Genomic DNA, 23,523 nt, shown 5'->3' with positions numbered 1-23,523 from the left:
TCCTTGAAGGGGGAAGCTAATGTCCACCTTCAAATCGCTGGGTGTCCTTAACTACCGCATTTGGTTTATCGGTGCGCTGATCTCCAATATCGGCACGTGGATGCAACGCACTGCCCAGGACTGGCTGGTCTTTGCGCACCTGAGCAACCATGATGCCGGTGCCATGGGCGTGACCCTGGCCCTGCAGCTGGGCCCGCAGCTTTTTCTCGCCCCGTGGGCTGGCCTCCTTGCCGACCGTTACAGCCGGCGCAGGCTCCTGGTCATGACGCAATCGGCTATGGCTATCCTGAGTGCTGGCTTGGGACTCCTGGTGCTGAGCGGCGCAGCCCAGTTGTGGCACGTCTACGTGTTCGCGCTCTTGCTTGGCGTTGTCTCGGCACTTGACGCCCCTGTTCGTCAGACGTTCGTGTCGGAGCTGGTCAAGGACGACTACCTCTCCAACGCTGTGGCGCTGAACAGTGCTTCCTTCAACGTTGCCCGCATGATCGGTCCTGCCGTGGCCGGCATCTTGACGGTGGCGGTGGGCCCGGGCTGGGTGTTCATGATCAATACGCTGACCTTTGTGGCAATGCTTGCCGCGATCCGGGCAATTCCTGTCTCCTCATTGCGCGTCCAGCCCCGGGCGGCCGCGGGCAAAGGCCGTATCCGTGAGGGGCTTCGCTATGTCCGCAATCGCCCGGACATTGTGGTTGTCCTCGTCGCGATCTTCATCATGGGCACGTTCGGCCTGAACTTCGTGCTCTTCATTGCGGCCATGGTCGGTACGGAGTTCGGCATGGACGCGGGCGCATTCGGACTGCTCAACTCGGTCATGGCGATCGGTTCCGTCGCCGGAGCGTTGCTGTCCGCCCGGCGCGGGCGCCCCCGGATGCGGCTCATTTTCGCCGCCTCGGGCGGTTTCGGCATTGCGAGCGGTCTGGCTGCCCTGGCGCCGAATTACACCTTGTTTGCCTTGGCCCTGATTCCTTGCGGCCTGTTTGCACTGACCATGATTACGAGCGCCAACGGCTATGTGCAGTCCACCACTGAACCGGTCATGCGCGGGAGGGTCATGGCACTGTACATGGCCATATTCATGGGTGGAACCCCCATTGGGGCTCCCTTCGTTGGCTGGGTGGCCAATGTGGCAGGCCCCCGCTGGGCCGTCGGGGTGGCAGCGGCTGCCGGCGCAAGCACCGCCGTCGTCGGCATCATCTGGATTATCCGCGCACGTCAGCTGCGGCTCCGCTTCGATCGCAGCGCCGGTGGCTTGCGGTTCTTCCGCATCGAATCCCAAGGCTCCCGTGGTGCCGAAGGAGACGGCGCTGTTAAAAGGGCTGACGCCGTTAAAGAAGCTGACGCCGCCCGGGATCCATACCCGGACGACGCCGACCGCTCCTGACCGCTGGAATGCGGCAGACGTTATTTCTTCAGTTCGCCCACGACGAAGTCGATGCTCGCAAGCAACGCCGAGACGTCGTCCGGTTCAATGGCAACGAACGTAGCGACGCGGAGCTGGTTGCGGCCGAGCTTGCGGTACGGTTCCGTGTCCACGATCCCATTGGAACGCAGCACCTTGGCGATGGCCGCGGCGTCGAGCGACTCGTCGAAATCGATCGTGGCGATGACATTGGAGCGATCTTCGGCCTTGGCCACGAATGGGGTGGCGTACTCGGAAGCCTCGGCCCAGTCGTAAATCCGGCTGGCGGAGTCCGCAGTGCGCTTGCTGGCGAAGTCCAAACCGCCGTTGCTGTTGAGCCACTGGATCTGTGCGTCCAGCGTCACCAAGGTGGACAGGGACGGCGTGTTGTAGGTCTGGTTGAGCCTCGAGTTGTCGATGGCCGTCTGCAGATCCAGGAAATCGGGGATCCAGCGGCCGCTCGCTTTGATGCGGGCGGCGCGTTCCAGTGCAGCCGGGGAGAAAAGACCGAGCCACAGGCCGCCGTCGGAGGCGAAGTTCTTTTGCGGCGCGAAGTAGTAGACATCGGCCTCGGCAACATCAACATCCAGGCCGCCGGCCGCGGACGTGGCGTCCACCAGGACCAAGGCGCCGTCGTCGCTGCCCTGAACGCGCTTGACGGGAGCGGCGACGCCGGTTGAGGTTTCATTCTGCGGCCAGGCGTAGACGTCCACGCCTGCTTCTGCCCGGGAAACCGGCCGTGTGCCCGGCTCGGAGGTGATGATGGAGGAAGCCTCCAGGAAAGGAGCCTTGTTGGTGGCCGAGGCGAACTTCGAGCCGAACTCACCAAAAGAAAGGTGTTGGGCCTTCTTCTCCACCAGACCGAAGCTGGCGACGTCCCAGAACGCGGTGGAGCCGCCGACGCCGAGAATCACCTCGTAACCCTCGGGCGCGCGGAAGAACTGGCTGAGTCCCTCGCGGACCGAGCCCACCAGGTTCTTGACTGGTGCCTGGCGGTGGGAGGTGCCGAGGATCGACGTCGATGCTGCGGACAAGGCCTCGATCTGCTCCGGGCGGACCTTGGAGGGGCCGGCACCGAAGCGGCCGTCCTTGGGCAGCAAATCGGCGGGGATAGTGATGCTGTTGTCGCTCACGGGATGCTCCAATGGTGAAGTAGCGGCCTAGATGGGTCGTGGCAGGTGGCATCTCTGCCCCTTCGACTCCCCAATTCTGCCTGACTCCGCAGCCCGGGGCAGAACCGACGGTGTCACAGTCCGCCACGTGGAAAAGTTTTGCCGTGGCGCGCAGGAGTACGCGAACGGGATTATCCGGAGTAATTCCAAATAAGCTAAGCTTGGAGCTGGCGCCCGGCCCGGGACGGCCGGCGGGTCGACCGTCTGTTCGACCGTTGAGGTGGCCCCGATACGGTGGACACACCCAAGATACTGCGCTCGAGGAGCTGAGCTGGATGACGGATCTGATTGATACCACTGAGATGTATCTTCGGACCATTTTGGAGCTTGAAGAAGAGAACATCGTGGCTCTTCGCGCCCGCATCGCCGAGCGCTTGCGGCACTCCGGTCCGACCGTTTCGCAGACGATCGGCCGGATGGAGCGCGACGGCTTGGTGATTGTTTCAAACGACCGGCACCTCGAGTTGACCGAAACCGGACGGAAACGCGCCACCGAGGTGATGCGTAAGCACCGGCTCGCCGAGCGTCTGCTGGCCGATGTCATCGGACTGGACTGGGCCTACGTTCACGACGAAGCGTGCCGCTGGGAGCACGTCATGAGCGAACGGGTGGAACGGCGCCTCTACGAACTTCTGGACCACCCCACGGAATCTCCGTATGGCAATCCCATCCCAGGACTCGAAGCATTGGGCGGAGTAGCGTCCCATGCCTTTACGGATGGCGTGGTCAACCTTCTTGAAGCGATGAACGAATACTCGCCGGAGAACCGAGTCACTGTCAGTCGCCTGGCCGAACCGATTCAGGTTGAGCCGGAGCTGTTGGTGCAGTTCGACGAGGGTGGAATCCGCCCGGGCGCCAGGGTTTCCTTGGAGCGTGTGGGGGAGTACATCTCCGTTCGCGTACCCAATATAGATGGTGCGCTGGAGCTTCCCCCGGAGGTCGCTTCGCACGTGTTTGTGACCGTCGCTTAGCCTTCTTCAGCAGCGCGCCCGGCAAAGATAACGAAATTATTACCGTCGGGGTTAATCCCCTATAGTTGGCTACTGGCGCCGATACCAAAGCGTTACCTGATTCGAAGCCCAGTTCTGCCGGCGGGTCAGGTGGATTAGTCCATTCATCGGCAGAAGCGGGGGAACCATCAGCGGTCGCCGAAAGGCGGCCTTGGGGTGAAGTCCGCAGCGGAAGTGCACAAAGCGCAGGACCCTTTCAGGGACTCCACTGTGCTTCGAGTGCTTCGCGCGGACCGGGTCCATGCACTCTCTGATCCGAATCCGACAGCTAACTTCGCAGGCTTGCCAGAGAGGAAGACTTTGACCACGCAGAACACCAGGGGCCGTAGACGCGCGTCCGGTTCTACTGCCGAGCTGCGGACCGCCGGCGTCGCTGCGCACGAACCACGGCCCCGCGATCCGCATCGCGAATTCCGCCGACGCAAAGGACCCTTGCGGCAAATGGCCGATTTCGCGGCCGCGAGCGGTGCTGGACAGAAGGCAGGCGTCGCCCTGGCCACCACAGGCCTCCTCCTGACCGTCGCAATGCCCGGCACCGGCGCCATGACGGCTGCGTCCGAGTCAAGCCAGTCCACCCCTTCCGCGGGAAACCAGCCCGAGATTCCTGCGGCAGCAAGTGCCACGATCGACTTCAGCCGCGCCGCAGTGTCCACTACGGCAGATCCGGACAGCAAGCTCAAACAACTCTTGAGCGCTCAGTCCGTCGGTAGCATCACCACGTCTTCCTCCAAGGGAACACTCGGGGCGCCGCTGGACACCCTGACCACGGCCTCGCCCTTCGGCTACCGCGTGAACCCGATCACGGGCGGTTTGGGAGAATTCCACCGGGGCCAGGACTTCGTGGCCCAATGCGGCACCCCGGTCCACGCGGCCGCCGCCGGCAAAGTCACCTTCGCTGGCTGGCACCCTTACGGCGGCGGAAACCGCATTGTGGTGGACCACGGCAATGGCCTGGAAACCACGTACAACCACTTGTCCTCGTTCAACGTCCAGGTGGGCCAAATGGTCAGCCGTGGCGATGTGCTCGCCCTGAGCGGCACTACGGGCGCCTCTACCGGCTGCCACCTCCATTTTGAAGTCATGGTCAACGGCAACGTTGTCGACCCCTTGGGCTGGCTGTAGCCAATCCGATGGCCGCCTATCGCATGCTTGTCACGCGCCGTGACCTGAATGTGACATTCAGCCAAAACTCATGTACCGTCTAACACGCATCAACTTTTAGAGAGTTGATGCACTCGGGTGGATTGCCTAGCTCTGCCACTGCCCGAGGTTCCGTTCGCAAAACATCGTCTGGCAGAGGCGGGGGACCCAACTTTTGGCCATCTTCACCGATGGCCTTGGGGTTAAGTCGCGCAGCTTCCGAAGGGGAGTGGCGCGGCCGGATGACTCCCATCCGAATCCGACAGCTTACCTCGCGGGCATAGGGAGAGGCCTCTTACGTGTCTTCACGCTCTACTCTTGCGCGCCACCGTGCCGCGGTCACCAAGACCAACTCGCTTGCCGTTATCGCTAAATCAGTCGGCAGCAACGCCGGTGGCGTAGGCCGTCAGGCAGCAGTTATCGCCGCTGCGTCCGGACTGGTCCTCACTAGCGGTATCGCAGCGAACGCTGCCGAAACCAACGTCCCCCGCGAGTCCACTGGGACCTCCACTTTGGAAGTCCAGTCCATCGCCCAAGCCAGCATTGCGGCCGACTCCTCGGTCGCGATCAAGTACGAGCGTCCGGCTGTTTCGACCGAAGCCGCTCCAGTTGTTGCTGCTCCTGTTGCCGTCCAGGAAGCCGTTGCCGCCCCCGCCGCCACGGCCGGTGCCGCTACGGCCACCGCAACGCTCTCTGTCTCCACCCCCGCTTCACCTGCTACCAAGCTTGCCAGCGGCAGGGGTGCAGCAATTGCCGCTGCAGCCTACGCTCAGCTCGGCGTTGCCCAGGACTGCACCGCCCTGGCGTCGAACTCCCTGGCTGCCGTGGGAATCAACTTCCACGGCTGGCCGGCAGACTACCTTTCCCTGGGCCGCACCGTCAGCGCCGCTGAAGCACAGCCGGGTGACCTTGTTTACTACCAGAACGGTGGCATGGGCATGGCCCACATCGCCGTTTACGTCGGCAACGGCATGGCGGTCCACGGTGGCTGGAACGGTGGCACCACCGCCCTGTACAGCGTCAACGTCGGCTCCGGCCCGGTTTTCATCCGCGTTGGTGGCTAAATAGCTTCTTGAAACATCCCCGCTGGAGTGCTTGCGGGGATGTTTCGTTTTAACCGGCATGCGCTAAATCACTGCCTTGGGAACCTTGGGACCCAATTCCAGACCCGCTCTTCGGACGATTCGGAGGTTCCCGCGACGTGTCCGGGACATGAATTTTGCCCGACACAGTCCCGGAACCCACTCGCGGATTCGTTGATCTGGCCTCCGCGTGTTTACTCTTGTGGTGTCGATCCACAGCCCGTACATGCAGAGGGCAGCCGGCCCTCGCGCCCCTGACGGGTGCGGCCGTGAAGAGGTACGTGCATGCGCACACTCGTTCTGAATGCTGGATATGAACCGCTGGCGGTAGTAACCTTCCGCCGGGCGCTGGTCCTTGTGCTCACCGGAAAAGCGAGCGTAGTGGCTGAAGGCGACGAGCCTGTCGTCGGGCCACAGGAGATTCTCGGACGTCCGTCCGTGATCCTCCTCAATCGCTACATCCGGCCAAGGTACAACACGATCACAGCGGTCACACGCCGCGGCGTCTTGCGCCGCGACGGTCACCGTTGCGCCTATTGCGGGAAAGCAGCTCACACCATTGACCACGTCCACCCCAAATCCAGGGGCGGCGCGGATTCCTGGGAAAACCTGGTGGCGGCGTGCCTACGCTGCAACAACGCCAAGAGTGACCACACACCGGCCGAGATGGGCTGGAAACTGAGGTTCACTCCGGCGGCGCCTACCGGGACTATCTGGCAAATCAAGGAGCTTGAGAAACCTGCGCCCGCATGGGATCCCTTCCTCTTGCCCGAATCGGCGGCCTGAACCGGAATTGAGCCTGCTTCCCGGGTAATCTGGGCGGGTGGACTTTGATGCGGTGATCTTGGCGGGTGGGAAGTCCTCCCGCCTAGGTGGCGTGCCCAAAGCCGAGCTCAAATTTGGCGGCGCCACGCTCCTCCAGCGCGCCCTGGAGGCAGCGCATGGTGCCGGCACCGTCGTCGTCGTCGGGCCGGATCCCGGTACATTGCCGGACGGGACCCTGACCGCCCGCGAGGACCCCCCATTCGCCGGACCGGCGGCCGCGATCGAAGCCGGGCTCGCTGCCCTTGAACAAGACGATGTAACCCGGGCCGGGCACGGTCGATTGCCAAGCGGGACACACGCGCGGTGGGTACTCGTCATGGCCTGCGATATGCCGTTCGCTGGTACCGCGGTTCCAGTCCTGCTCAGCGAGCTTGCCGAGCACCCGGACGCGGAGGGGGCCATATCCGTATCAGCCGATGGCCGAAGACAGCCATTGCTCGGGGTCTACCGGTTCTCCGCTTTGCAACGGGAAGTGCTGGCGGCAGCAGAACAGGGTGGCCTGGCCAATGCCGCAGTCTTCCGGCTGCTTGCTAGGCTTGATCTGCTAGCCGTACCAGTCCCCGCTGGTTCCACCGATGACGTGGATACCTGGGGTGATGCCGCGGCGCTCGGCGTAGACGGCGACCAGCCGTGACAAAAGCTGTACCGGACTGTGGAGGCCGATCGTGAAGAGCCAAGAAGAAACGCTTGAGGAATGGTGCAGGAGCCTGATGCAGGCATTCCAGCTCGAAGACGTCGAGATCGACATCAACGAGATCCTGTCTTTGGCAGGCGTAGCCGCGCATTCAGTCGTCCGTCCGGCAGCTCCTTTGACCACCTTCATTGCCGGTTTCGCCGCCGGACGTGCCGCAGGTTCGGGCCAGGCGACTGAAACCGCGTCGATGGATGCCGCGCTGGGCCTGGCACGCACGCTCGCCAAGGACTATACGAACCCCGGAATCGACGCCGGATGACGGAAGCCCCTGGCCAGAGCGCCGAGGACCCGCACGCCGAGCATGTCCCGCACGCCGACCACCTGTGGGCGGAGGCCCGGCAAATTGCCTTCGACTGTGCCACGCCCATTCCGGCCGCACCCGTAGCCCTGAAGGACGCCCTCGGCAGGATCTTGGCCGCGGATGTCCGCGCACTGCAGGACGTGCCGCACTACGCTTCCTCGGCGATGGATGGCTGGGCTGTCAACGGTAGCGGCCCGTGGATCCTCGCCGAACCAGGCCATCGGCTGGCTCCGCACCAGGCGAGCCCTATTGTTACCGGCGGTCTGATCCCGCCGGGGGCCAAGGCTGTGCTCCGCAGCGAGAGCGGGGTCCTGACCACTGACGAAGATGGCTTGCCGGTCCTCGCGCTCGGCGGGAACGCCAAGCCCGGCGAACCGCACAATGGGCAACATATCCGCAACGCGGGAGAAGAAGCCGGGGCGGGCGAGCTGCTGATCGCATCCGGGGTGGTCCTGAACCCCGCCCACCTCGCCCTGGCCGCCCTGACAGGTCGCGACGAACTCGACGTCCTGGGCAAACCTCACGTGAAGCTGCTCATGACCGGCTCAGAAGTGGTGACCGCGGGTGTGCCGGTCCCCGGCCGGGTGCGGGATACCTTCGGGCCCCAGCTTGGCGCCGTCGTCGAACTCCTTGGCGGGATCCGCGGCGAGCAGCTCAAAGTGGGCGACTCCTATGAAGAATGGCTCTCGGGCCTGGAAGAAGGCGAATTGTCGCCGGATAGGCCACCCGCCGACGTCGTTATCACCACAGGGGGTACGGGCCGCTCGGGGACGGACCACTTCCGGCGGGCCATTGCGGAGCTCGGGGGCCGCTTGTTGATTGATGGCATTGCGATGCGGCCGGGACATCCCGCCGTCTTGGCCGAACTGCCTGACGGACGCTTTGTGGTGGGGCTTCCCGGGAACCCGCTCGCTGCCATGATGGCGCTCTTCACGATCGGGGCGCCGTTGCTCGCTGGACTCGGGCACGGAACGCTGTCCGACATCGAAGAGGTGCCAAGCGGAGCGATGCTCGACGCCGATCCTGGACGCACCCGCTTGCTTCCCTTCAGGTTCGTGTACGGTTTGGCCTCTCCGGCGCAGCACGCGGGGCCGGGGATGATGCGGGGGCTCGCGAGTGCGGACGGAGTCATGGTGGTGCCACCCCACGGCGCGCAGCTGGGCGAGGCCGTGCCCGCTTTTCCCTTGCCTTGGGGGCCTCCGCTTCCCGCGGCGAAGCCTCCGGAGGGCCAAGCCAAGAAGACTCCCGCCAGGCCCAGCCGCAAGGTTTCATCAGGTCCAGTGGACTGGAGTGCCCTGACCGGCTGACATCTTCCGGCCAAGAATGGACACAGGTGGAATCGGGAGTCAGGCCTTGCAATGATGGGATCATGAACAGGCATGCTCCCGAGCAGGATATCAATGAAGATGATCTCCAAGTCCACCCGCCCAAGCGCTCCGCCGCCGGTGTCAAGGCAGTCACCGTCGCATTGGAACGGGGCTGGGCCCAAGCCGGTGTGAGCCGGACCGTCAAGTCGATGCTCCGCGTCAACCAGCGGGACGGTTTCGATTGTCCCGGGTGCGCTTGGCCGGAGTCTATTACGGGCAAACGCAGTCCCGCCGAGTTCTGCGAAAACGGTGCCAAAGCCATTGCCGAAGAAAGCACCACGCGGGTGGTCGACGCGGCGTTTTGGGCCCGGCATTCTTTGGCCGAGCTTGAGGACAAGACCGAGTACTGGCTGGGCAGCCAAGGACGCATCGCCGAGCCCGTCGTCATTCGCCCGGGCGAAACACACTATTCGCCGATCAGCTGGGCGGACGCTTTCGCCCTGATCGGTGAGCACGTAAACGCCACCACCCCGGACCGCTGTGTCTTCTACACCTCGGGGCGGACCGCCAACGAGACCGCCTTCATGTACCAGCTCTTCGCCCGGAGCCTGGGCACCAACAACCTGCCCGACTGCTCGAACATGTGCCACGAGTCCTCCGGCAGCGCCCTGAACCCGACCATCGGCATCGGTAAAGGTACCGTCTCCTTGGAAGACATCCACGAGGCGCAACTGGTGCTCGTGGTAGGCCAAAACCCGGGAACCAACCACCCGCGCATGCTCTCCGCCCTGCGCGATTGCAAGAACAACGGCGGCAAGGTTGTCGCCGTTAATCCGTTGCCCGAAGCCGGGCTCCTGAACTTCAAGGATCCCCAGTCCCTCAACGGCGTGGTGGGCGGTGGGACGGACATCGCGGACGAATTCCTGCAGATCAAGGTAGGTGGGGACCTCGCTTTGTTCCAAGCGCTGGGCCACCTCCTGCTGGAAGAAGAGAAGCGGAAGCCGGGCACCGTGGTGGACAGCGCCTTCATCGAGGCGCAGACCGACGGCTTCGAGGCTTACGCCGACGCACGGGCAACCCTGGACTGGGAGGAGACGGAACGCGCCACGGGCCTGAGCCGCATCGAAATCACCAAGGTGGCGGGCATGCTGGCCGCTTCGAAGGGCACCATCATTTGCTGGGCGCTCGGCCTGACTCAGCAGCCGCACTCCGTAGATACCTTGCGGGAAATCATCAACCTCCTGCTCCTCCAAGGCAACTTCGGCAAGAGGGGCGCCGGAGCTTGCCCCGTCCGCGGCCACTCCAACGTGCAGGGCGACCGCACCATGGGTATCTGGGAGAAGCCTTCGGAGGGCTTCCTCGCAGCTCTCGACAAGGAATTCGGATTCACGATGCCACGGGCACACGGCTACGACTCCGTGGAAACCCAGCACGCCTTGGAGAAGGGCGACGTGGATGTGTTCGTCTCCATGGGCGGTAACTTCGCGGCGGCGGGCTCGGACACCGTTGCGCTGGAGGAAGGGCTGAAGAGGGCCGGGCTGACGGTACACATCTCTACCAAACCCAACCGTGCCCACGTAGTGCATGGCAAGACCTCCCTGATCCTGCCTACCCTGGGCAGAACGGACAGCGACGACAAGCACCCAGGCGGCCGTCAGATCCTCTCGGTGGAAGACTCCATGTCCGTGATCCACTCCACCCAGGGCCGGCTGACTCCGGTCTCGGACCACCTGCTCAGCGAACCCGTCATCGTCGCACGCATGGCTCAGGCGGTCCTCGGGGACAACCACCCGGTGGATTGGCGTGCCATGGCCGAAGACTACGACGTCATCCGCGACCACATCTCCAGGGTGATCCCCGGCTTCCAGGACTTCAACGCGAGGGTCCGGACCAAGAATGGTTTCGTGCTGCCCAATCCGCCGCGCGACACCCGGACGTTCGCGACGGACATCGGCAAGGCACGCTTCACCGTAAGCCCGCTGGAGTACCTCGAAGCCCCGGCCGGCCACCTGATCCTGCAGACGGTTCGTAGCCACGACCAGTACAACACCACGTTCTACGGGCTCGATGACCGCTACCGCGGCATTTCCGATGGCCGCCGGGTCATCCTGGTCCACGAGGACGATATCAGGGGGCTCGGCTTCGAAGACCGGGACTTGGTGGACGTCATCTCCACGTTCGGGGGCACGGAACGCCGGGCGGACAAGTTCCGGCTGGTTGCCTACCCCACGGCGAAGGGTTGTGCGGCCGCGTATTTCCCGGAGGCCAACGCCCTGGTTCACCGAGAGCTGGTTGCCCGTGAATCCAACACGCCCGGTTACAAGGCCATGACCGTGCGATTCGTTAAGCACGGGGAAGCCGCTGAACACGGTGAAGCCGCCCAGACGGTAGGGATCTGACATGGGACGGGTGACCCAGCGCCGCAAAGTGCACAAGTTCGTCCTGGACGGCTCGGCCCAGGCCCTGGATCACCCGGTCCGCTACCGCGAGGACTTCCTGGCGGTCGAGGAACCGTTGGAGGTGCGCTTGGGCCACATGTCTTTCTCCGTGACCATGCGGACTCCTGGCGACGACTTTGACTTGGTGGCGGGCTTCCTGGTATCCGAGGGCGTCATCTGGGATCCTGCCCAGCTCATCTCGCTGCGTTTCTGCGCCGGCGAGGACGAGAACGGCGTTCAGACGTTCAATGTGGTGGAAGCCCAGCTGCGGCCCGACGTCGTCCTTCCGGAGACCGGCCGCAACGTCTACACGTCCAGTTCGTGCGGGATCTGCGGCACCGACTCCATCGAGGCGGTGCGCAAGTCCTCCCACTTCAGCCCGGCGGACGACCCGCTGAAGGTGCCGGTGGAAATTCTCGCCTCCCTGCCTGACCGGCTCCGCGCCGCACAGGCGGTCTTTGACAAGACCGGAGGAGTGCATGCAGCGGGTCTCTTCAAGATCCACGACGACGGCGAAGGCAGTGTCGCTGAACTCTTGTGCTTACGCGAAGACGTGGGCAGGCACAATGCCGTGGACAAGGTGGTGGGCTGGGCACTTCGCGAAGGACTGTTGCCCCTGAAGGGTACCGTCCTGCAGGTTTCCGGAAGGGCGTCTTTCGAGCTCGTCCAAAAGGCGGCACTCGCTGGAATCCCGGTTCTGGCCGCCGTCAGCGCACCCTCAAGCCTCGCCGCGGAACTCGCCCAAGAGGCGGGCCTGACGCTCGTGGGATTCAGCCGGGGGACCAGCCTGAACGTCTACGCTGGAAGTGACCGGGTGGGGGTTCCGGCGCGGGCCCACGCCGGCGAGGGCCCCGGCCTGAGCTAGCGAAGGCTGGGAGCCGGTGGGGATTAGGGGTTTGCAGGGACAGCGATCAATCACTTGGTAATTGTTGCGGAACAACGTAGATTTTATCCATCGAATGGAATCCTTGTTTCCTCTGGACCGTGACTTTGCCGATCTAGGCTGCCTGACGGTACGGAAGCAACTCAACGTAGCCCACCGTTAAAGGGGACTTCAAGTGCACGACGACCGCCTGATCACTGAGAAGCGGCTCGAACGTTTTGTCCGGGAGCGCATAGCCCCCGCCATCTACGGCCGCGCGCTGCCTCTCACCCTCAGCAGTTGGGATGTGCCGGGGGAACCGGTTCCGGTCGCGGAGGCGCTCCACCAGGTCTTTGAACCCCAGGAACACGGCGCCGCCTGGGGCAAGGCTTGGAGCACCAAGTGGTTGCGGCTTAGGGGCGAGGTCCCGGAAGGCTGGGGAGCTGCCGAGGGCACCACGGTGGAGATCGTCGTCGATCTCGGCTTCAGCAACGACGCCCCCGGATTCCAATGCGAAGGCATCGCCTGGCGCGCGGACGGGACCATCATCAAGGCCATTTCTCCGCGCAACCAGCACGTTCCGCTGAAGCTCCTGGGCGGCGGGCTCTCCGTGGACTTCTACGTCGAAGCGGCGGCCAATCCGGACCTCAGCCAAGGATGGAGCTTCGCGGCAACCCCCCTGGGGGACAAGGCCACGTCCGGAGACGAGCCCCGCTATCGGCTCGGTCGCATCGCGATCGCCGAACTTAACGAGGTGGTCTGGGAGCTCCATCAGGACATCTGGACCCTCAGCGGGCTCATGCACGAGCTGCCCTTCGAGCTGCCGCGGCGGCATGAAATCCTCCGCGCCTTTGAGCGCATGCTGGACGTCATGGACCCCGACGACGTTGCTGGCACCGCAGCGGCAGGCAGAGAGGCCTTGGCCGAGGTCCTGAGCCGGCCGGCCTACGCTTCGGCCCACGAACTGTTGGCCACGGGCCACGCCCACATTGACTCGGCCTGGCTCTGGCCGGTCCGTGAAACCATCCGAAAGTGCGCCCGCACTTTCTCCAATGTGGTGGCCCTCATGGATGAGAACCCGGAATTCGTGTTTTCCTGCTCCTCTGCCCAGCAATTGGCGTGGATCAAGGAGTTCTATCCGGAACTGTTCATCCGGATCCGGGAAAAGGTCAAGGCCGGCCAATTCGTGCCGGTAGGCGGCATGTGGGTGGAATCGGACACCAACATGCCCGGCGGTGAGGCCATGGCCCGCCAGTTCGTCGAGGGTAAAAGCTTCTTCCTGGAGGAGTTCGGCGTCGATTGCCAGGAAGCCTGGCTGCCCGATTCCTTTGGCTATTCCGGGGCCCTGCCCCAGATCGTCAGGTCTGCCGGATGCCGCTGGTTCCTGACTCAGAAGATCTCCTGGAACCAGGTCAACAAGATGCCGCACCACACTTTCAATTGGGAGGGCATCGACGGTACGCGGCTTTTCACCCACTTCCCGCCCGTGGACACCTATAACTCCGAGCTCCACGGCCGCGAACTCGCACACGCCCAGCGAAACTATCGGGAGCACGGCAGGGGCACCATTTCGCTGGTCCCCTTCGGCTATGGCGACGGCGGTGGCGGGCCCACGCGCGAAATGGTTGCCGCAGCCCGCAGAACGGCGGACCTGGAAGGCTCGCCGAAGGTGCGCATCGGAACCGCGAAGGAATTCTTCACGCAGGCCGAGGCCGAATACCGCAACCTCCCTGTCTGGGTGGGGGAGATGTACCTCGAGCTGCACCGAGGCACCTACACGAGCCAAGCCAACACCAAAAAGGGCAACCGCCGCTCGGAGCACCTCCTGCGCGAAGCCGAGCTGTGGTGCTCGACGGCGGCAATACGGACTGCCGGTTCCTTCACCTATCCGGCCGCGGACCTCAAGCGCTTGTGGCGGCTTGTGCTGTTGCAGCAGTTCCACGACATCCTGCCAGGCAGCGCCATCGCGTGGGTCCACCAGGATGCGGAACGGAACTATGCTGCCATCGCCCGGGAACTGGAAGCCATCATCTCGAGTGCGGCCACAGCCCTGCTCGGCGAGGGGGACACCATATTTCTCCTCAACGCGGCCCCCCATGAGCGGAACGGCGTACCTGCCCTCGCCGCTGCGGAAGCGGTGCACCCGGATACCCCGGTGAGTGTCACAGCACGGGCTGGCGGCTATGTCTTGGACAACGGCATCATCCGCGCTGTGCTGGATGCCAACGGATTGCTGACGTCCCTCTCGGACCACGCAACCGGCCGCGAAGCGATGGCGCCGGGGCAGTTCGGCAACCATCTGGAACTTCACCGGGATACGCCCAACGAGTGGGATGCCTGGGACATCGACGAGTTCTATCGCCGGAACGTCGTCTCGGTGGTCGAGGCACGCTCGGTGACGCTCGAGAGCGCAGGCTGGGACGCCGTCGTCGTGGTGGAGCGGACGGTTGGTTCCTCCACCATCACCCAGCGCATTTCCCTCGAAGCGGGAGCCGAGTCCCTCGGAATATCCACTACCGTGGATTGGCAGGAACGCGAGAAATTGCTGAAGATCGGGTTCCCGCTGGACGTCCGCGCGGACCGTTCCGCTTCGGAAACCCAGTTCGGGCACGTTTTCCGGCCAACCCACACCAATACGTCCTGGGAAGCGGCCAAGTTCGAATTCTGCGCCCATCGCTGGATCCACGTAGCGGAACCAGGCTACGGCGTGGCGATTTCGAATGCCTCGAGCTACGGTCACGACGTCACCCGGGCCATCCGCGACGACGGCGGCACCACCACCAATGTCCGGGTGTCCCTGCTCCGGGCGCCCAAGTTTCCGGACCCCCGTGCCGATCTCGGTGTGCATGTCCTGGAGTTGAGCATTCGGCCCGGTGCCAGCATCGGCGACGCCGTCGAGGAAGGGTACCGCACCAACCTCAAGCCGAGGCTGCTGACGGGCGCGAAGGCTGTGGAACCGCTCTTCACGGTGTTCAACCAGGCGTTGGTGATCGAAGCCGTCAAACTTGCGGAGGACGGATCAGGAGACGTCATCGTGCGGCTTTACGAATCATTGGGAGAACGGTCCACCGGCATCATCACGGCCGACTTCGATTCCCGAAAGGTGCAATCCGTGGACCTTTTGGAGCGCCCGGCGGAGGTTTCCGGCGTCGTGCCCGGGGCGGGTGCCGCAGAACTGACTCTGCGCCCATTCCAGTTGGTGACCTTGCGATTCAGCCGCTGACTACCCAACTGACTCGCAGTTAACGTCGTTTAGGGACCCCAGAACGACATTAAATGCGAGTTAGTTGGGCTTAGACCTCGTGCTGCAGCCGCTTGACGAATTGCTTGGTGCGTTCCTGCCGCGGCTCACGCAGGACCTCCGCAGCGGGTCCGCGTTCCACCACCACTCCGCCGTCCATGAAGATGACTTCATCCGCCACCTGGCGTGCGAAAGCGAGTTCATGGGTCACGATCACCATGGTCCAGCCTTCGTCGGCAAGTTCCTTGATGACTCCAAGCACTTCACCCACGAGTTCCGGATCCAGGGCCGAGGTGGGTTCATCGAAGAGCAACAGTTGGGGCTTGAGCGCGAGGGCGCGCACAATTCCCACCCGCTGTTGCTGTCCACCGGACAGCTCGAAGGGATAGGCATCGCGCTTGTCGGCGAGCCCTACCCTGGCCAGGAGCCGCTCAGCCTCTGCCACGACTTCCGCGCGGGGTCGCTTCTGGACTTGGAGTGGTCCCTCGATGACGTTCTTGAGCACCGTCATGTGAGGGAAAAGGTTGTAATGCTGGAACACCATGGCACTGCGGTCACGGAGGGCAGCGATCTCCCGCTTACTCACGGCGCCGGCGAAATCGAGGGTCAGTCCCGCGCCGGACCCCCGGACGGTACCGGCATCGGCGTCCCCGAAGGTGACCGTACCGGCGTCGGGCACTTCGAGTCCGTTGAGCGATCGCAGGACGGTAGTCTTCCCCGAACCGGAAGGACCAATCAGCGCAACCACTTGGCCGCGGCGGACATCGAGGTCGATCCCGCGCAGCACGACGTTGCTGCCGAAGGCTTTGGCAAGGTCCCGGGCGGACAGAACCAGCCCGGTGCCTGCGGGCGAGGCTTTACTGGGCTCAGTGGGCGACATATCGGTCCAATCTGCGCTCCAGGGCGGACTGGCCCGTGGAGAGGACAAGGCAAATGACCCAGTAGACCAAAGCCGATTCGAGGTACAGGATCATGAACTCCTGGCTGAAAGCAGCGATCTGCTGGGCGTTGCGGAAGAGCTCGGTGACCAGGATGAGCGAAGCCAGTGAGGTGTCCTTCACGAGGGAAATGAAGGTATTCGACAGCGGGGGCACGGAGACTCTGGCCGCCTGCGGGAGGATGATCCGCACGAGGGTTTGCGGCCTGGACATTCCGATGGTGTGCCCGGCTTCCCATTGGCCCTTGGGCACGGAGAGGATCGCGGCACGGATGACCTCGGCAGCGTAACCGCCTACGTTGAGGGAAAACGCGATGATGGCGCTGGGCCACGGCTCCAGCTTCACGCCGAGGCTTGGGAGGCCGTAGAAGATCACGAACAACTGCACCAGCAGGGGAGTCCCGCGGATCACCGAGACGTAGAAACGTGCGACGCCGGAAAGCACCCGGTTGGGGCTCAAGCGCAACAGGGCAACCAGCAGGGCCAAGGCCAAGCCCAGGGCGAACGAGGCCAGGGTCAGGGGGATGGTACCCGTGACGGCGCCGCCGACGATGGGCCCGAAGGAACTCCAGACGAGATCCCAGTTGAAGGTCATCTGTTTGGCCGCCGACTACTTGGTGACGTCTGCGCCGAAATACTTCTCGGAAATCTTGGCCAGGGTGCCGTCTGCACGAAGATCCGTCAGGGCTTTGTCCACGGCGGCCTTGAGCTCGGTGGATCCTTTGCGGAAGACCATGGCGCTCTGCGTCTTGTCTGTGGTCTCCGCCGCGATCTTCAAGCCGGAATCCGGAGTGGTCTTTGCATAGTCGAGGTAGGTCAGCTTGTCGTTGACGGTGGCGTCGACGCGGCCTTGACGGACCAGGGTCGCGGCTTGAGCCCAGCCTTCGACGGACTGGACGTTGGCGCCGGCGTCGACTGCCATCTTGTAGAAGTTGCTGGTCAGCGACTGGGCAGTGGTCTTGCCTTTGAGGTCGGCGAAGCTGTTGATGGAAGTGTTGTCCGACTTGGTCACCACGACGCCGTTGGACACCGTGTACGGCGCGGAGAAGTCGTACTTGGCCGTGCGCTCGGGATTGATGGAGATCTGGTTTGCGATGGTGTCGAAGCGCTTGGCATCAAGTCCGGCGAAGATGCCATCGAACTGGGTTTCCTGGAACGTCGCCTTCACTCCGAGCTTGCCGGCCACGGCCTGTGCGGTTTCGACGTCGAAGCCCGTGAGCGGACCCGCTCCGTTTTCGTGGAAGCTGAAGGGCCGGTACGTGCCCTCGGTGGCAATGACGATCTCGCCCTTGGATTTGATGTCGGACAGGGAGGTGTCTGCGCCGGACGTCGAAGACGGTGATGACCCACCGCCACAAGCGGTCAATGCCAGCGCGACGGCGGCAAGGGTTGCGGACAGTGCTGTACGGCGAGTGGCAGGCTCTTCATGAAAGCCATCTTAGTCACCGCTCCGTTCCGGCCGCCCGCGCCGTGGGCGGAAGGCCCCTTAAAAGGCTGAGTGGGGGCGGTCCCCAACAGGCCGCCACCACTCATCCCCCCAAATGTGATCCTGCACGCGCCACGAACCCTGGAAACCCGTTCATTGATTCAAAGGTCAGGCTGCGTCGCATTCACACATTCATAATTATGGCACGATATAATGGAAATGTGAAAGAGGTTACGCGGTATGTTTTAGTGTTTCGTTGACGTTACCGCGCGGCTGGTCCGGCGCGCAATGGCTTTGGACAGCCAGATGCCCGCCAAGGCAAACGCACTCGCCAAGGCAGCCGAATAATTGATGAGCGGCCGCAGCCAAGTATTCGATTCCGGCACCAGTGGAAAGAGCTGCGAAACGAGCAGCAATGCCAGGCTCAGGAGCAGCGTCGCCGAGGCAGCCCGCAGCACAGCCGGACCGGGAAGCCGCACCGAGCGCCAGATGCCCGGTACCAGGCATGCGGCAACGTATCCCGGATAGAAGCGTCCCAAGGCTGCATAGAATGCCAGGGGTATCCCCGGATCCAGGTCATTCAGGCCCACTGTGGAGCCGGCGGTGTCCATCGAGAAGAAAAAGCAAGCTGTCAAGACCGCGGTGGTCCCCAGGACCGCAAAGCCCAGGGGCCCCCAAATGGCGCGTTCCCCTCCGGGCGAGCCAAAGGCCTTGGCCACCTTAAACCCTAGAAGCAGGAACGTCCCGTAGAGCATGAACCGAAGCAGCAGGTTGCATAGATTGAAGCCGCCCAGCAGTTGGTCGACGAACAGGTACGGGCCCTCGATGCTCAGTAGGATGTCGGCGGAAATGAGTGCGAACAGGTGGAACATCAGCCGGTTCTCGCCCCGGACGGCGCTGGGAATGCGAATAGCGGTCAGGGTGAGGCAAACGCACAGCGTGGCCCACGACAAGACGGTGGTCATCCCAGGTTCTCCCAGATTCTGGTGGCGTGGTCGAGCTCATGCTCGTGGCGGCGCAAGGACTTGCCAAGCGCCAGCAGTCGTTCGCCGGCCAGCAGCGCCAGCTCGCCTTCCGTCATCCGTTCCAACGCCTCCTGCCGCGCGCCCTCGGGCCAGCCGGCTTCGGCCTCCGTGACGAGGCCGCTCGCCACGAGGCCTCCGGCAGGTCCGACGCCGGCGGCGCGTGATGTTGCCAAGGCCAGTTCCGGTGGCAGCCGGTTGGCAGTCAGGTGCGCGGAGTAGTTTTGCGGGGCGATCCCGGTGGCTTCACTGACCCGGTGGCGAAGCTCGCCGTCGTCGATCGCATCCACCCAATTTCTGACTGAACTCAGATGTGGTGTGTCTGCCAGGACGAGCGGCTGGACGGCGTCCCTGGGCTCGGAGCGCTGCACGACGGCCCGCAACAGATCCATGGTGGAGATCTGGCTGACGAGTTCCGCGTCAGTGGGTGGAACCGGAGATCCGCCAAGCGCGGCGTAGGCCTCGAATTGGGCCAAGGCATCGAAGGGATTCATGTCGAAGGCCCGGCTGATGCTCACGAGTGAGCTCTCAGCCACCTTGCCGCGGACCAATTGCTGGGCCAGCGTAGTGCGTTTCACTCCCGAAAAGCGGCAGACATCGGCCGTGCTGGTGTTCGGGGCAATCCCGTGCAGCCAGCGTTGGAACGCCTTGGAGGGGAGGGGCATGAACCACTTTCTGATGGGCCGTTTCTGGCGGGCGGATTCCGAGAGGACGGTGAGTTCGATTTTACGATGCGGGCACATTGAATTATGCTTGATTCTCGAACCCGCTGGTCCGCACACCCCCCAAGTACGGACCGGCGGGTTCTTTCATGCCCCGGCCTTTCGCGCGACAAGCCTGTCGCGGCAGGCCTTTCCGCCCCGGCGCGGAGCAGTGAGAGGATAGAGCAATGACTGCAACGCTTGTCGCCAAAGAGCTCTCCGGCGGCCACGGTCACCGCACCCTGTTCTCGAAGCTCTCCCTCACAGTGGCGCCCGGAGATGTCGTGGGTGTTGTCGGCGCGAACGGTGCCGGGAAATCTACTCTCCTGCGCATCCTTGCCGGAGCCGACCGCCCCCAAGAGGGCACCGTCAGCCTCGCTCCGAGCGATTCCTTTGTGGGGTGGCTGCCCCAGGAACACGAACGGACTCCCGGCGAAACTGTTGCCGCCTACATTGGCCGCCGCACTGGTTGTGCTCAGGCCACGGCCGAGATGGAGGCCGGCGCCGAGGGCCTCGCCGCCGGAACTCCCGCCGCCGATGACGCCTATTCCCTGGCTTTTGACCGCTGGATGGCAACGGGAGCCGCGGACCTTGAGGACAGGATCCCCGCGGTCTTGGCCGAACTTGGGCTTGATGCGGGTCCGGATGCCCTCATGACGGACCTGTCCGGCGGGCAGGCCGCCCGCGTTGCCCTGGCGGCGCTCCTGCTGAGCCGCTTCGATGTGGTGCTCCTCGACGAACCCACCAACGATCTTGACCTTGATGGACTCGCCCGGCTCGAATCATTCGTCCAGGGCCTCCGGGGCGGCGCGGTGCTGGTCTCGCATGACCGGGAGTTCCTGGCCCGTTGCGTTACCAAAGTGCTGGAACTGGACTTGGCACAGAACAGCGTGGCGGTCTACGACGGCGGATACGATTCCTTCCTCGACGAGCGGGCGGTGGCAAAGCGGCACGCCCGTGAACGCTACGAGGAATTCGCGAACACCAAGGCAGATCTTGTGTCCCGGGCCCGGACCCAGCGCGAGTGGAGCTCGCAGGGTGTCCGCAACGCCATGAAGAAGAACCCCGACAATGACAAAATCCGCCGGGCGGCCAGCGCCGAGTCTTCGGAAAAGCAGGCCCAGAAGGTCCGGCAGATGGAATCGCGCATCGCCCGGCTTGACGAGGTGGAAGAGCCCCGCAAGGAATGGCAACTGCAGTTCAGCATCGGCCAGGCTCCGCGCTCCAGCTCGGTCGTGGCAACCTTGCGGGACGTCGTGGCACATCAAGGTGATTTCACCCTTGGACCCGTCAATCTCCAGCTCAACGCCGGCGAACGCATTGGCATCACGGGACCCAACGGCGCAGGAAAATCCACCCTCCTGCGGCTCTTGCTGGGACTCCAACAGCCCGACGCCGGAGACGCCTCCATGGGCGTGTCGGTGGCGATCGGCGAGATCGACCAAGCCCGGGGACTGCTGGCAGGGCATCTCACCCTGGCAGACGCCGTCGAAGCCGTCCTGAGCGAGTGGAATTCCGCAGACGTCCGCACCCTTCTGGCAAAGTTCGGCCTCAAGGCGGACCACACGTCCCGTACCGTAGATTCCTTGTCTCCCGGCGAACGCACCCGCGCGGCTCTCGCGCTGCTGCAGGCCCGCGGTGTGAACCTGCTGGTACTGGACGAACCCACCAATCACCTTGACTTGCCGGCTATCGAACAGCTTGAGGAAGCGCTCGACGGTTACGACGGCGCGCTCTTGCTGGTCACGCACGATCGCCGTTTGCTTGAAAACGTCCGGCTCGATTCCCGCTGGCACCTTGACAACGGCACCGTGACCGAATTGCACCACACTTCCGGAATGGGGAATCACAAGCCATGAGCATGGATGGCGTCGCCTGGCGCTCGCTCTACAACATCACCCGCGCCAAGAGCGGCTCCCAGCCGTTCTCCCGGGAAACCATCAAACGCGTGCTCGCGTTCGCCAAACCGTACCGCAACAAGCTGATCGCCTTCGTGATGGCCTCCATTGCCGGTGCTTTCCTTGCCGTGGCCACCCCGGTGCTGGCCGGCAAGGTGGTAAACGCGATCATCGCCCGTTCAGGCGCGGACGTCGTGATAGGGCTGGCCGGACTCATCGCCGCCGTGGCCGTCGCTGATGCCGGGGTGGGATTGTTGACCCGCTGGCTGTCCTCGGTGATCGGCGAAGGCGTGATCGTGGATCTGCGGACGCGCGTGTTCGACCATGTGCAGCGCATGCCCATCGCGTTCTTCACCAGGACCCGTACCGGTGCCCTCGTCAGCCGGCTCAACAACGACGTCATCGGCGCCCAGTCGGCTTTCGCAGGCACCCTCTCCGGAGTGGTCAGCAACATCGTGTCGTTGGTCTTGACCCTCTTGGTCATGCTCAACACCTCGTGGCTGGTCACCGTGCTGGCGATGGTGTTGTTGCCGATCTTCCTCATTCCTGCGCGCCGCATGGGCTCGAAATTGGCCGATCTCCGGCGCGAAGCAGCGTCCCACAACGCAGCTATGGGAACCCAGATGACGGAGCGTTTCTCCGCACCCGGCGCCACGCTCGTTAAACTGTTCGGCCGTCCGGACGAAGAGTCCGCCGAGTTCGCCCTGCGTGCGGGCCGTGTGCGGGACATCGGTGTCCGCACCGCCATGTTGCAGTTCACGTTCATCACCGCTCTGACGCTGGTTTCGGCCCTCGCCCTCGCGCTCGTTTATGGATTGGGCGGTTGGCTGGCCCTCGGCGGGCAGCTGGCAGCGGGCGACGTCGTCGTGCTGGCGCTGCTGCTCACCCGCCTCTATGCGCCGCTCACGGCGCTCTCCAGCGCCCACGTGGAGGTCATGAGCGCGCTGGTCAGCTTCGAGCGGGTCTTCGAGATCCTGGATCTTGAGCCGCTCATCCAGGAGAAGCCGGACGCTGTGGCTGTGCCCTCAGGACCGGTTGCGGTGGAGTTCGACGACGTCCGTTTTGCCTACCCGTCCGCGGACAAAGTATCCCTCGCGTCCCTTGAGGAAGTGGCCACGCTGGACACCCGCGGAGGAGAAGAAGTCCTTCACGGCATCACCTTCCGCGTGGAACCCGGCCAGACCGTGGCCCTGGTGGGGTCCTCCGGCGCGGGCAAGTCCACGGTGGCCCAGTTGCTGTCCCGCCTGTACGACGTCGATTCCGGCGCCGTGCGCCTCGGCGGGCACGGGCCGGGTACCGGACTGGACATCCGGGATGCCACGTTCGATTCCCTCCGGGCAACCCTGGGCATGGTCACGCAGGACGGACACCTGTTCCACGAAAGCATCGCCTCCAATTTGAGGCTGGCCCGGCCTGGAGCGACGGACGAGGAAATGTGGGAAGTCCTCCGGCGCGCCCGCCTCGAAACGATGGTCCGCTCGCTGCCGGATGGCTTGGAGACCGTGGTGGGGGAGCGCGGCTACCGTCTTTCCGGAGGGGAACGCCAGCGCCTTACCATTGCCCGCCTCCTTATCGCCCAGCCAAGCGTCGTCATTCTGGACGAAGCCACGGCAGCTTTGGATTCCACGAGCGAAGCCGCCGTCCAGGCGGCCCTGGGCGAGGCGCTCGAAGGGCGCACCGCCGTCGTGATCGCTCACCGGCTCTCCACCATCCGGGCCGCCGATGTCATCCTGGTGGTGGAGGACGGCTCGATCGTTGAGCGCGGAACACACGCGGAGCTTCTCGCCGCGGACGGCCGCTACGCTGAGCTGTATAACACGCAATTCGCGGAGGCCACGGCCGTGGCCCAGGAAGCTGTTCCGGAGCTGTAGACGCGGTCCCGGGTTTCGAGGCTCCGCCTCTGCCAGGCGTGACGTCGAGCTTCCGGTGTGGAAAGTCGGTGGATCGAGCCTCGGCGGTGTCACGCTGAGCAACCTTTTAGCGCCTCGCGTCGCGTATAGCCTGGAAATTCGGGGGACCGGGAATCGGCCACGGCCAAAAACCTGCGCTATGTGATGCTGATGGTGTC

19 protein-coding genes and 2 riboswitches are annotated in these 23,523 nt (G+C 64.0%); of the genes, 13 read left to right on the top strand and 6 right to left on the bottom strand.

Annotated features, from left to right (window positions below; all coding sequences use genetic code 11):
* The first annotated feature begins 19 nt into the window (after positions 1-19).
* Positions 20-1,381, top strand: a complete 1,362-nt coding sequence (locus ABD884_RS18245) for an MFS transporter (protein WP_345048975.1) — start codon at positions 20-22, stop codon at positions 1,379-1,381.
* Positions 1,382-1,401: 20 nt separating this feature from the next.
* Here ABD884_RS18245 and serC read toward each other — a convergent pair whose 3' ends face one another.
* Positions 1,402-2,532, bottom strand: a complete 1,131-nt coding sequence (gene serC, locus ABD884_RS18240; protein ID WP_345048967.1) for a phosphoserine transaminase — start codon at positions 2,530-2,532, stop codon at positions 1,402-1,404.
* 314 nt (positions 2,533-2,846) lie between these two features.
* On the opposite strand from serC, the gene ABD884_RS18235 reads away from it, so the two are divergent.
* The 10 genes from ABD884_RS18235 to ABD884_RS18190 all read left to right on the top strand — a co-directional run bounded on the left by ABD884_RS18235 (position 2,847) and on the right by ABD884_RS18190 (position 15,453).
* Positions 2,847-3,542 (top strand): iron-dependent transcriptional repressor DtxR, encoded by a 696-nt coding sequence (locus ABD884_RS18235; protein WP_028266170.1) that lies wholly within the window; start codon positions 2,847-2,849, stop codon positions 3,540-3,542.
* 126 nt (positions 3,543-3,668) lie between these two features.
* A riboswitch (cyclic di-AMP (ydaO/yuaA leader) is annotated at positions 3,669-3,879 on the top strand.
* A gap of 2 nt (positions 3,880-3,881) precedes the next feature.
* Positions 3,882-4,703 carry a M23 family metallopeptidase gene (locus ABD884_RS18230; RefSeq protein WP_345048954.1) on the top strand — a complete coding sequence of 274 codons (822 nt, stop codon included), beginning with the start codon at positions 3,882-3,884 and terminating at the stop codon, positions 4,701-4,703.
* Between the two features lie 145 nt (positions 4,704-4,848).
* Positions 4,849-5,016, top strand: a riboswitch (cyclic di-AMP (ydaO/yuaA leader).
* A 4-nt stretch (positions 5,017-5,020) separates the two neighbouring features.
* Positions 5,021-5,785 carry an NlpC/P60 family protein gene (locus ABD884_RS18225; protein ID WP_345048951.1) on the top strand — a complete coding sequence of 255 codons (765 nt, stop codon included), beginning with the start codon at positions 5,021-5,023 and terminating at the stop codon, positions 5,783-5,785.
* 303 nt (positions 5,786-6,088) lie between these two features.
* The gene (locus ABD884_RS18220; protein WP_028266173.1) at positions 6,089-6,589 is read left to right on the top strand and encodes an HNH endonuclease; all 501 of its coding nucleotides are present in this window, start codon (positions 6,089-6,091) and stop codon (positions 6,587-6,589) included.
* 37 nt (positions 6,590-6,626) lie between these two features.
* Positions 6,627-7,262 (top strand): molybdenum cofactor guanylyltransferase, encoded by a 636-nt coding sequence (gene mobA / locus ABD884_RS18215; protein ID WP_345048945.1) that lies wholly within the window; start codon positions 6,627-6,629, stop codon positions 7,260-7,262.
* Positions 7,263-7,293: 31 nt separating this feature from the next.
* Entirely contained in the window at positions 7,294-7,581 is a 288-nt protein-coding gene (locus ABD884_RS18210; RefSeq protein WP_345048940.1) for a DUF6457 domain-containing protein, read from the top strand.
* Positions 7,578-8,930: a molybdopterin molybdotransferase MoeA gene (locus ABD884_RS18205; RefSeq protein ID WP_345048938.1), complete on the top strand. Its 1,353-nt coding sequence runs from the start codon at positions 7,578-7,580 to the stop codon at positions 8,928-8,930. The genes ABD884_RS18210 and ABD884_RS18205 overlap by 4 nt, the downstream gene beginning before the upstream one ends.
* Before the next feature lie 62 nt (positions 8,931-8,992).
* Positions 8,993-11,329 (top strand): FdhF/YdeP family oxidoreductase, encoded by a 2,337-nt coding sequence (locus tag ABD884_RS18200; protein WP_345048925.1) that lies wholly within the window; start codon positions 8,993-8,995, stop codon positions 11,327-11,329.
* Position 11,330: 1 nt separating this feature from the next.
* Positions 11,331-12,233 carry a formate dehydrogenase accessory sulfurtransferase FdhD gene (gene fdhD, locus ABD884_RS18195; protein WP_345048913.1) on the top strand — a complete coding sequence of 301 codons (903 nt, stop codon included), beginning with the start codon at positions 11,331-11,333 and terminating at the stop codon, positions 12,231-12,233.
* A gap of 193 nt (positions 12,234-12,426) precedes the next feature.
* Complete coding sequence (locus ABD884_RS18190; RefSeq protein ID WP_345048902.1) at positions 12,427-15,453, top strand: alpha-mannosidase; 3,027 nt, start codon at positions 12,427-12,429, stop codon at positions 15,451-15,453.
* Between the two features lie 70 nt (positions 15,454-15,523).
* Here ABD884_RS18190 and ABD884_RS18185 read toward each other — a convergent pair whose 3' ends face one another.
* From ABD884_RS18185 to ABD884_RS18165, 5 genes are all read right to left on the bottom strand, one after another.
* Positions 15,524-16,351 (bottom strand): amino acid ABC transporter ATP-binding protein, encoded by an 828-nt coding sequence (locus ABD884_RS18185; protein WP_028266179.1) that lies wholly within the window; start codon positions 16,349-16,351, stop codon positions 15,524-15,526.
* Positions 16,338-17,003, bottom strand: a complete 666-nt coding sequence (locus tag ABD884_RS18180) for an amino acid ABC transporter permease (protein ID WP_028266180.1) — start codon at positions 17,001-17,003, stop codon at positions 16,338-16,340. The genes ABD884_RS18185 and ABD884_RS18180 overlap by 14 nt, the downstream gene beginning before the upstream one ends.
* Positions 17,004-17,018: 15 nt before the next feature.
* Positions 17,019-17,774, bottom strand: a complete 756-nt coding sequence (locus ABD884_RS18175; RefSeq protein ID WP_345048893.1) for an amino acid ABC transporter substrate-binding protein — start codon at positions 17,772-17,774, stop codon at positions 17,019-17,021.
* Between the two features lie 305 nt (positions 17,775-18,079).
* Entirely contained in the window at positions 18,080-18,799 is a 720-nt protein-coding gene (locus ABD884_RS18170; protein ID WP_345048891.1) for a hypothetical protein, read from the bottom strand.
* A complete protein-coding gene (locus ABD884_RS18165) occupies positions 18,796-19,521 on the bottom strand; it encodes a hypothetical protein (RefSeq protein WP_345055030.1) in 726 nt (241 codons plus the stop codon). Before ABD884_RS18165 ends, ABD884_RS18170 begins: the two co-directional genes overlap by 4 nt.
* A 224-nt stretch (positions 19,522-19,745) precedes the next feature.
* On the opposite strand from ABD884_RS18165, the gene ABD884_RS18160 reads away from it, so the two are divergent.
* The gene (locus ABD884_RS18160; protein WP_345048889.1) at positions 19,746-21,416 is read left to right on the top strand and encodes an ABC-F family ATP-binding cassette domain-containing protein; all 1,671 of its coding nucleotides are present in this window, start codon (positions 19,746-19,748) and stop codon (positions 21,414-21,416) included.
* A complete protein-coding gene (locus tag ABD884_RS18155) occupies positions 21,413-23,326 on the top strand; it encodes an ABC transporter ATP-binding protein (RefSeq protein WP_345048887.1) in 1,914 nt (637 codons plus the stop codon). Before ABD884_RS18160 ends, ABD884_RS18155 begins: the two co-directional genes overlap by 4 nt.
* The last annotated feature ends 197 nt before the right edge of the window (positions 23,327-23,523 follow it).

The organism is Arthrobacter methylotrophus, from assembly GCF_039539965.1.
Lineage (GTDB): Bacteria > Actinomycetota > Actinomycetes > Actinomycetales > Micrococcaceae > Arthrobacter > Arthrobacter methylotrophus.
This window is presented reverse-complemented; position numbering and strand designations above follow the sequence as displayed.

Coding starts and splice junctions, on each gene's coding strand:
- ABD884_RS18205 (WP_345048938.1), top strand. CDS start 7,578: ATGACGGAAGCCCCTGGCCAGAGCGCCGAGGACCCGCACGCCGAGCAT.
- ABD884_RS18180 (WP_028266180.1), bottom strand. CDS start 17,003: ATGACCTTCAACTGGGATCTCGTCTGGAGTTCCTTCGGGCCCATCGTC.
- ABD884_RS18155 (WP_345048887.1), top strand. CDS start 21,413: ATGAGCATGGATGGCGTCGCCTGGCGCTCGCTCTACAACATCACCCGC.
- ABD884_RS18160 (WP_345048889.1), top strand. CDS start 19,746: ATGACTGCAACGCTTGTCGCCAAAGAGCTCTCCGGCGGCCACGGTCAC.
- ABD884_RS18165 (WP_345055030.1), bottom strand. CDS start 19,521: ATGCCCCTCCCCTCCAAGGCGTTCCAACGCTGGCTGCACGGGATTGCC.
- ABD884_RS18185 (WP_028266179.1), bottom strand. CDS start 16,351: ATGTCGCCCACTGAGCCCAGTAAAGCCTCGCCCGCAGGCACCGGGCTG.
- ABD884_RS18235 (WP_028266170.1), top strand. CDS start 2,847: ATGACGGATCTGATTGATACCACTGAGATGTATCTTCGGACCATTTTG.
- ABD884_RS18200 (WP_345048925.1), top strand. CDS start 8,993: ATGAACAGGCATGCTCCCGAGCAGGATATCAATGAAGATGATCTCCAA.
- ABD884_RS18220 (WP_028266173.1), top strand. CDS start 6,089: ATGCGCACACTCGTTCTGAATGCTGGATATGAACCGCTGGCGGTAGTA.
- fdhD (WP_345048913.1), top strand. CDS start 11,331: ATGGGACGGGTGACCCAGCGCCGCAAAGTGCACAAGTTCGTCCTGGAC.
- ABD884_RS18170 (WP_345048891.1), bottom strand. CDS start 18,799: ATGACCACCGTCTTGTCGTGGGCCACGCTGTGCGTTTGCCTCACCCTG.
- ABD884_RS18245 (WP_345048975.1), top strand. CDS start 20: ATGTCCACCTTCAAATCGCTGGGTGTCCTTAACTACCGCATTTGGTTT.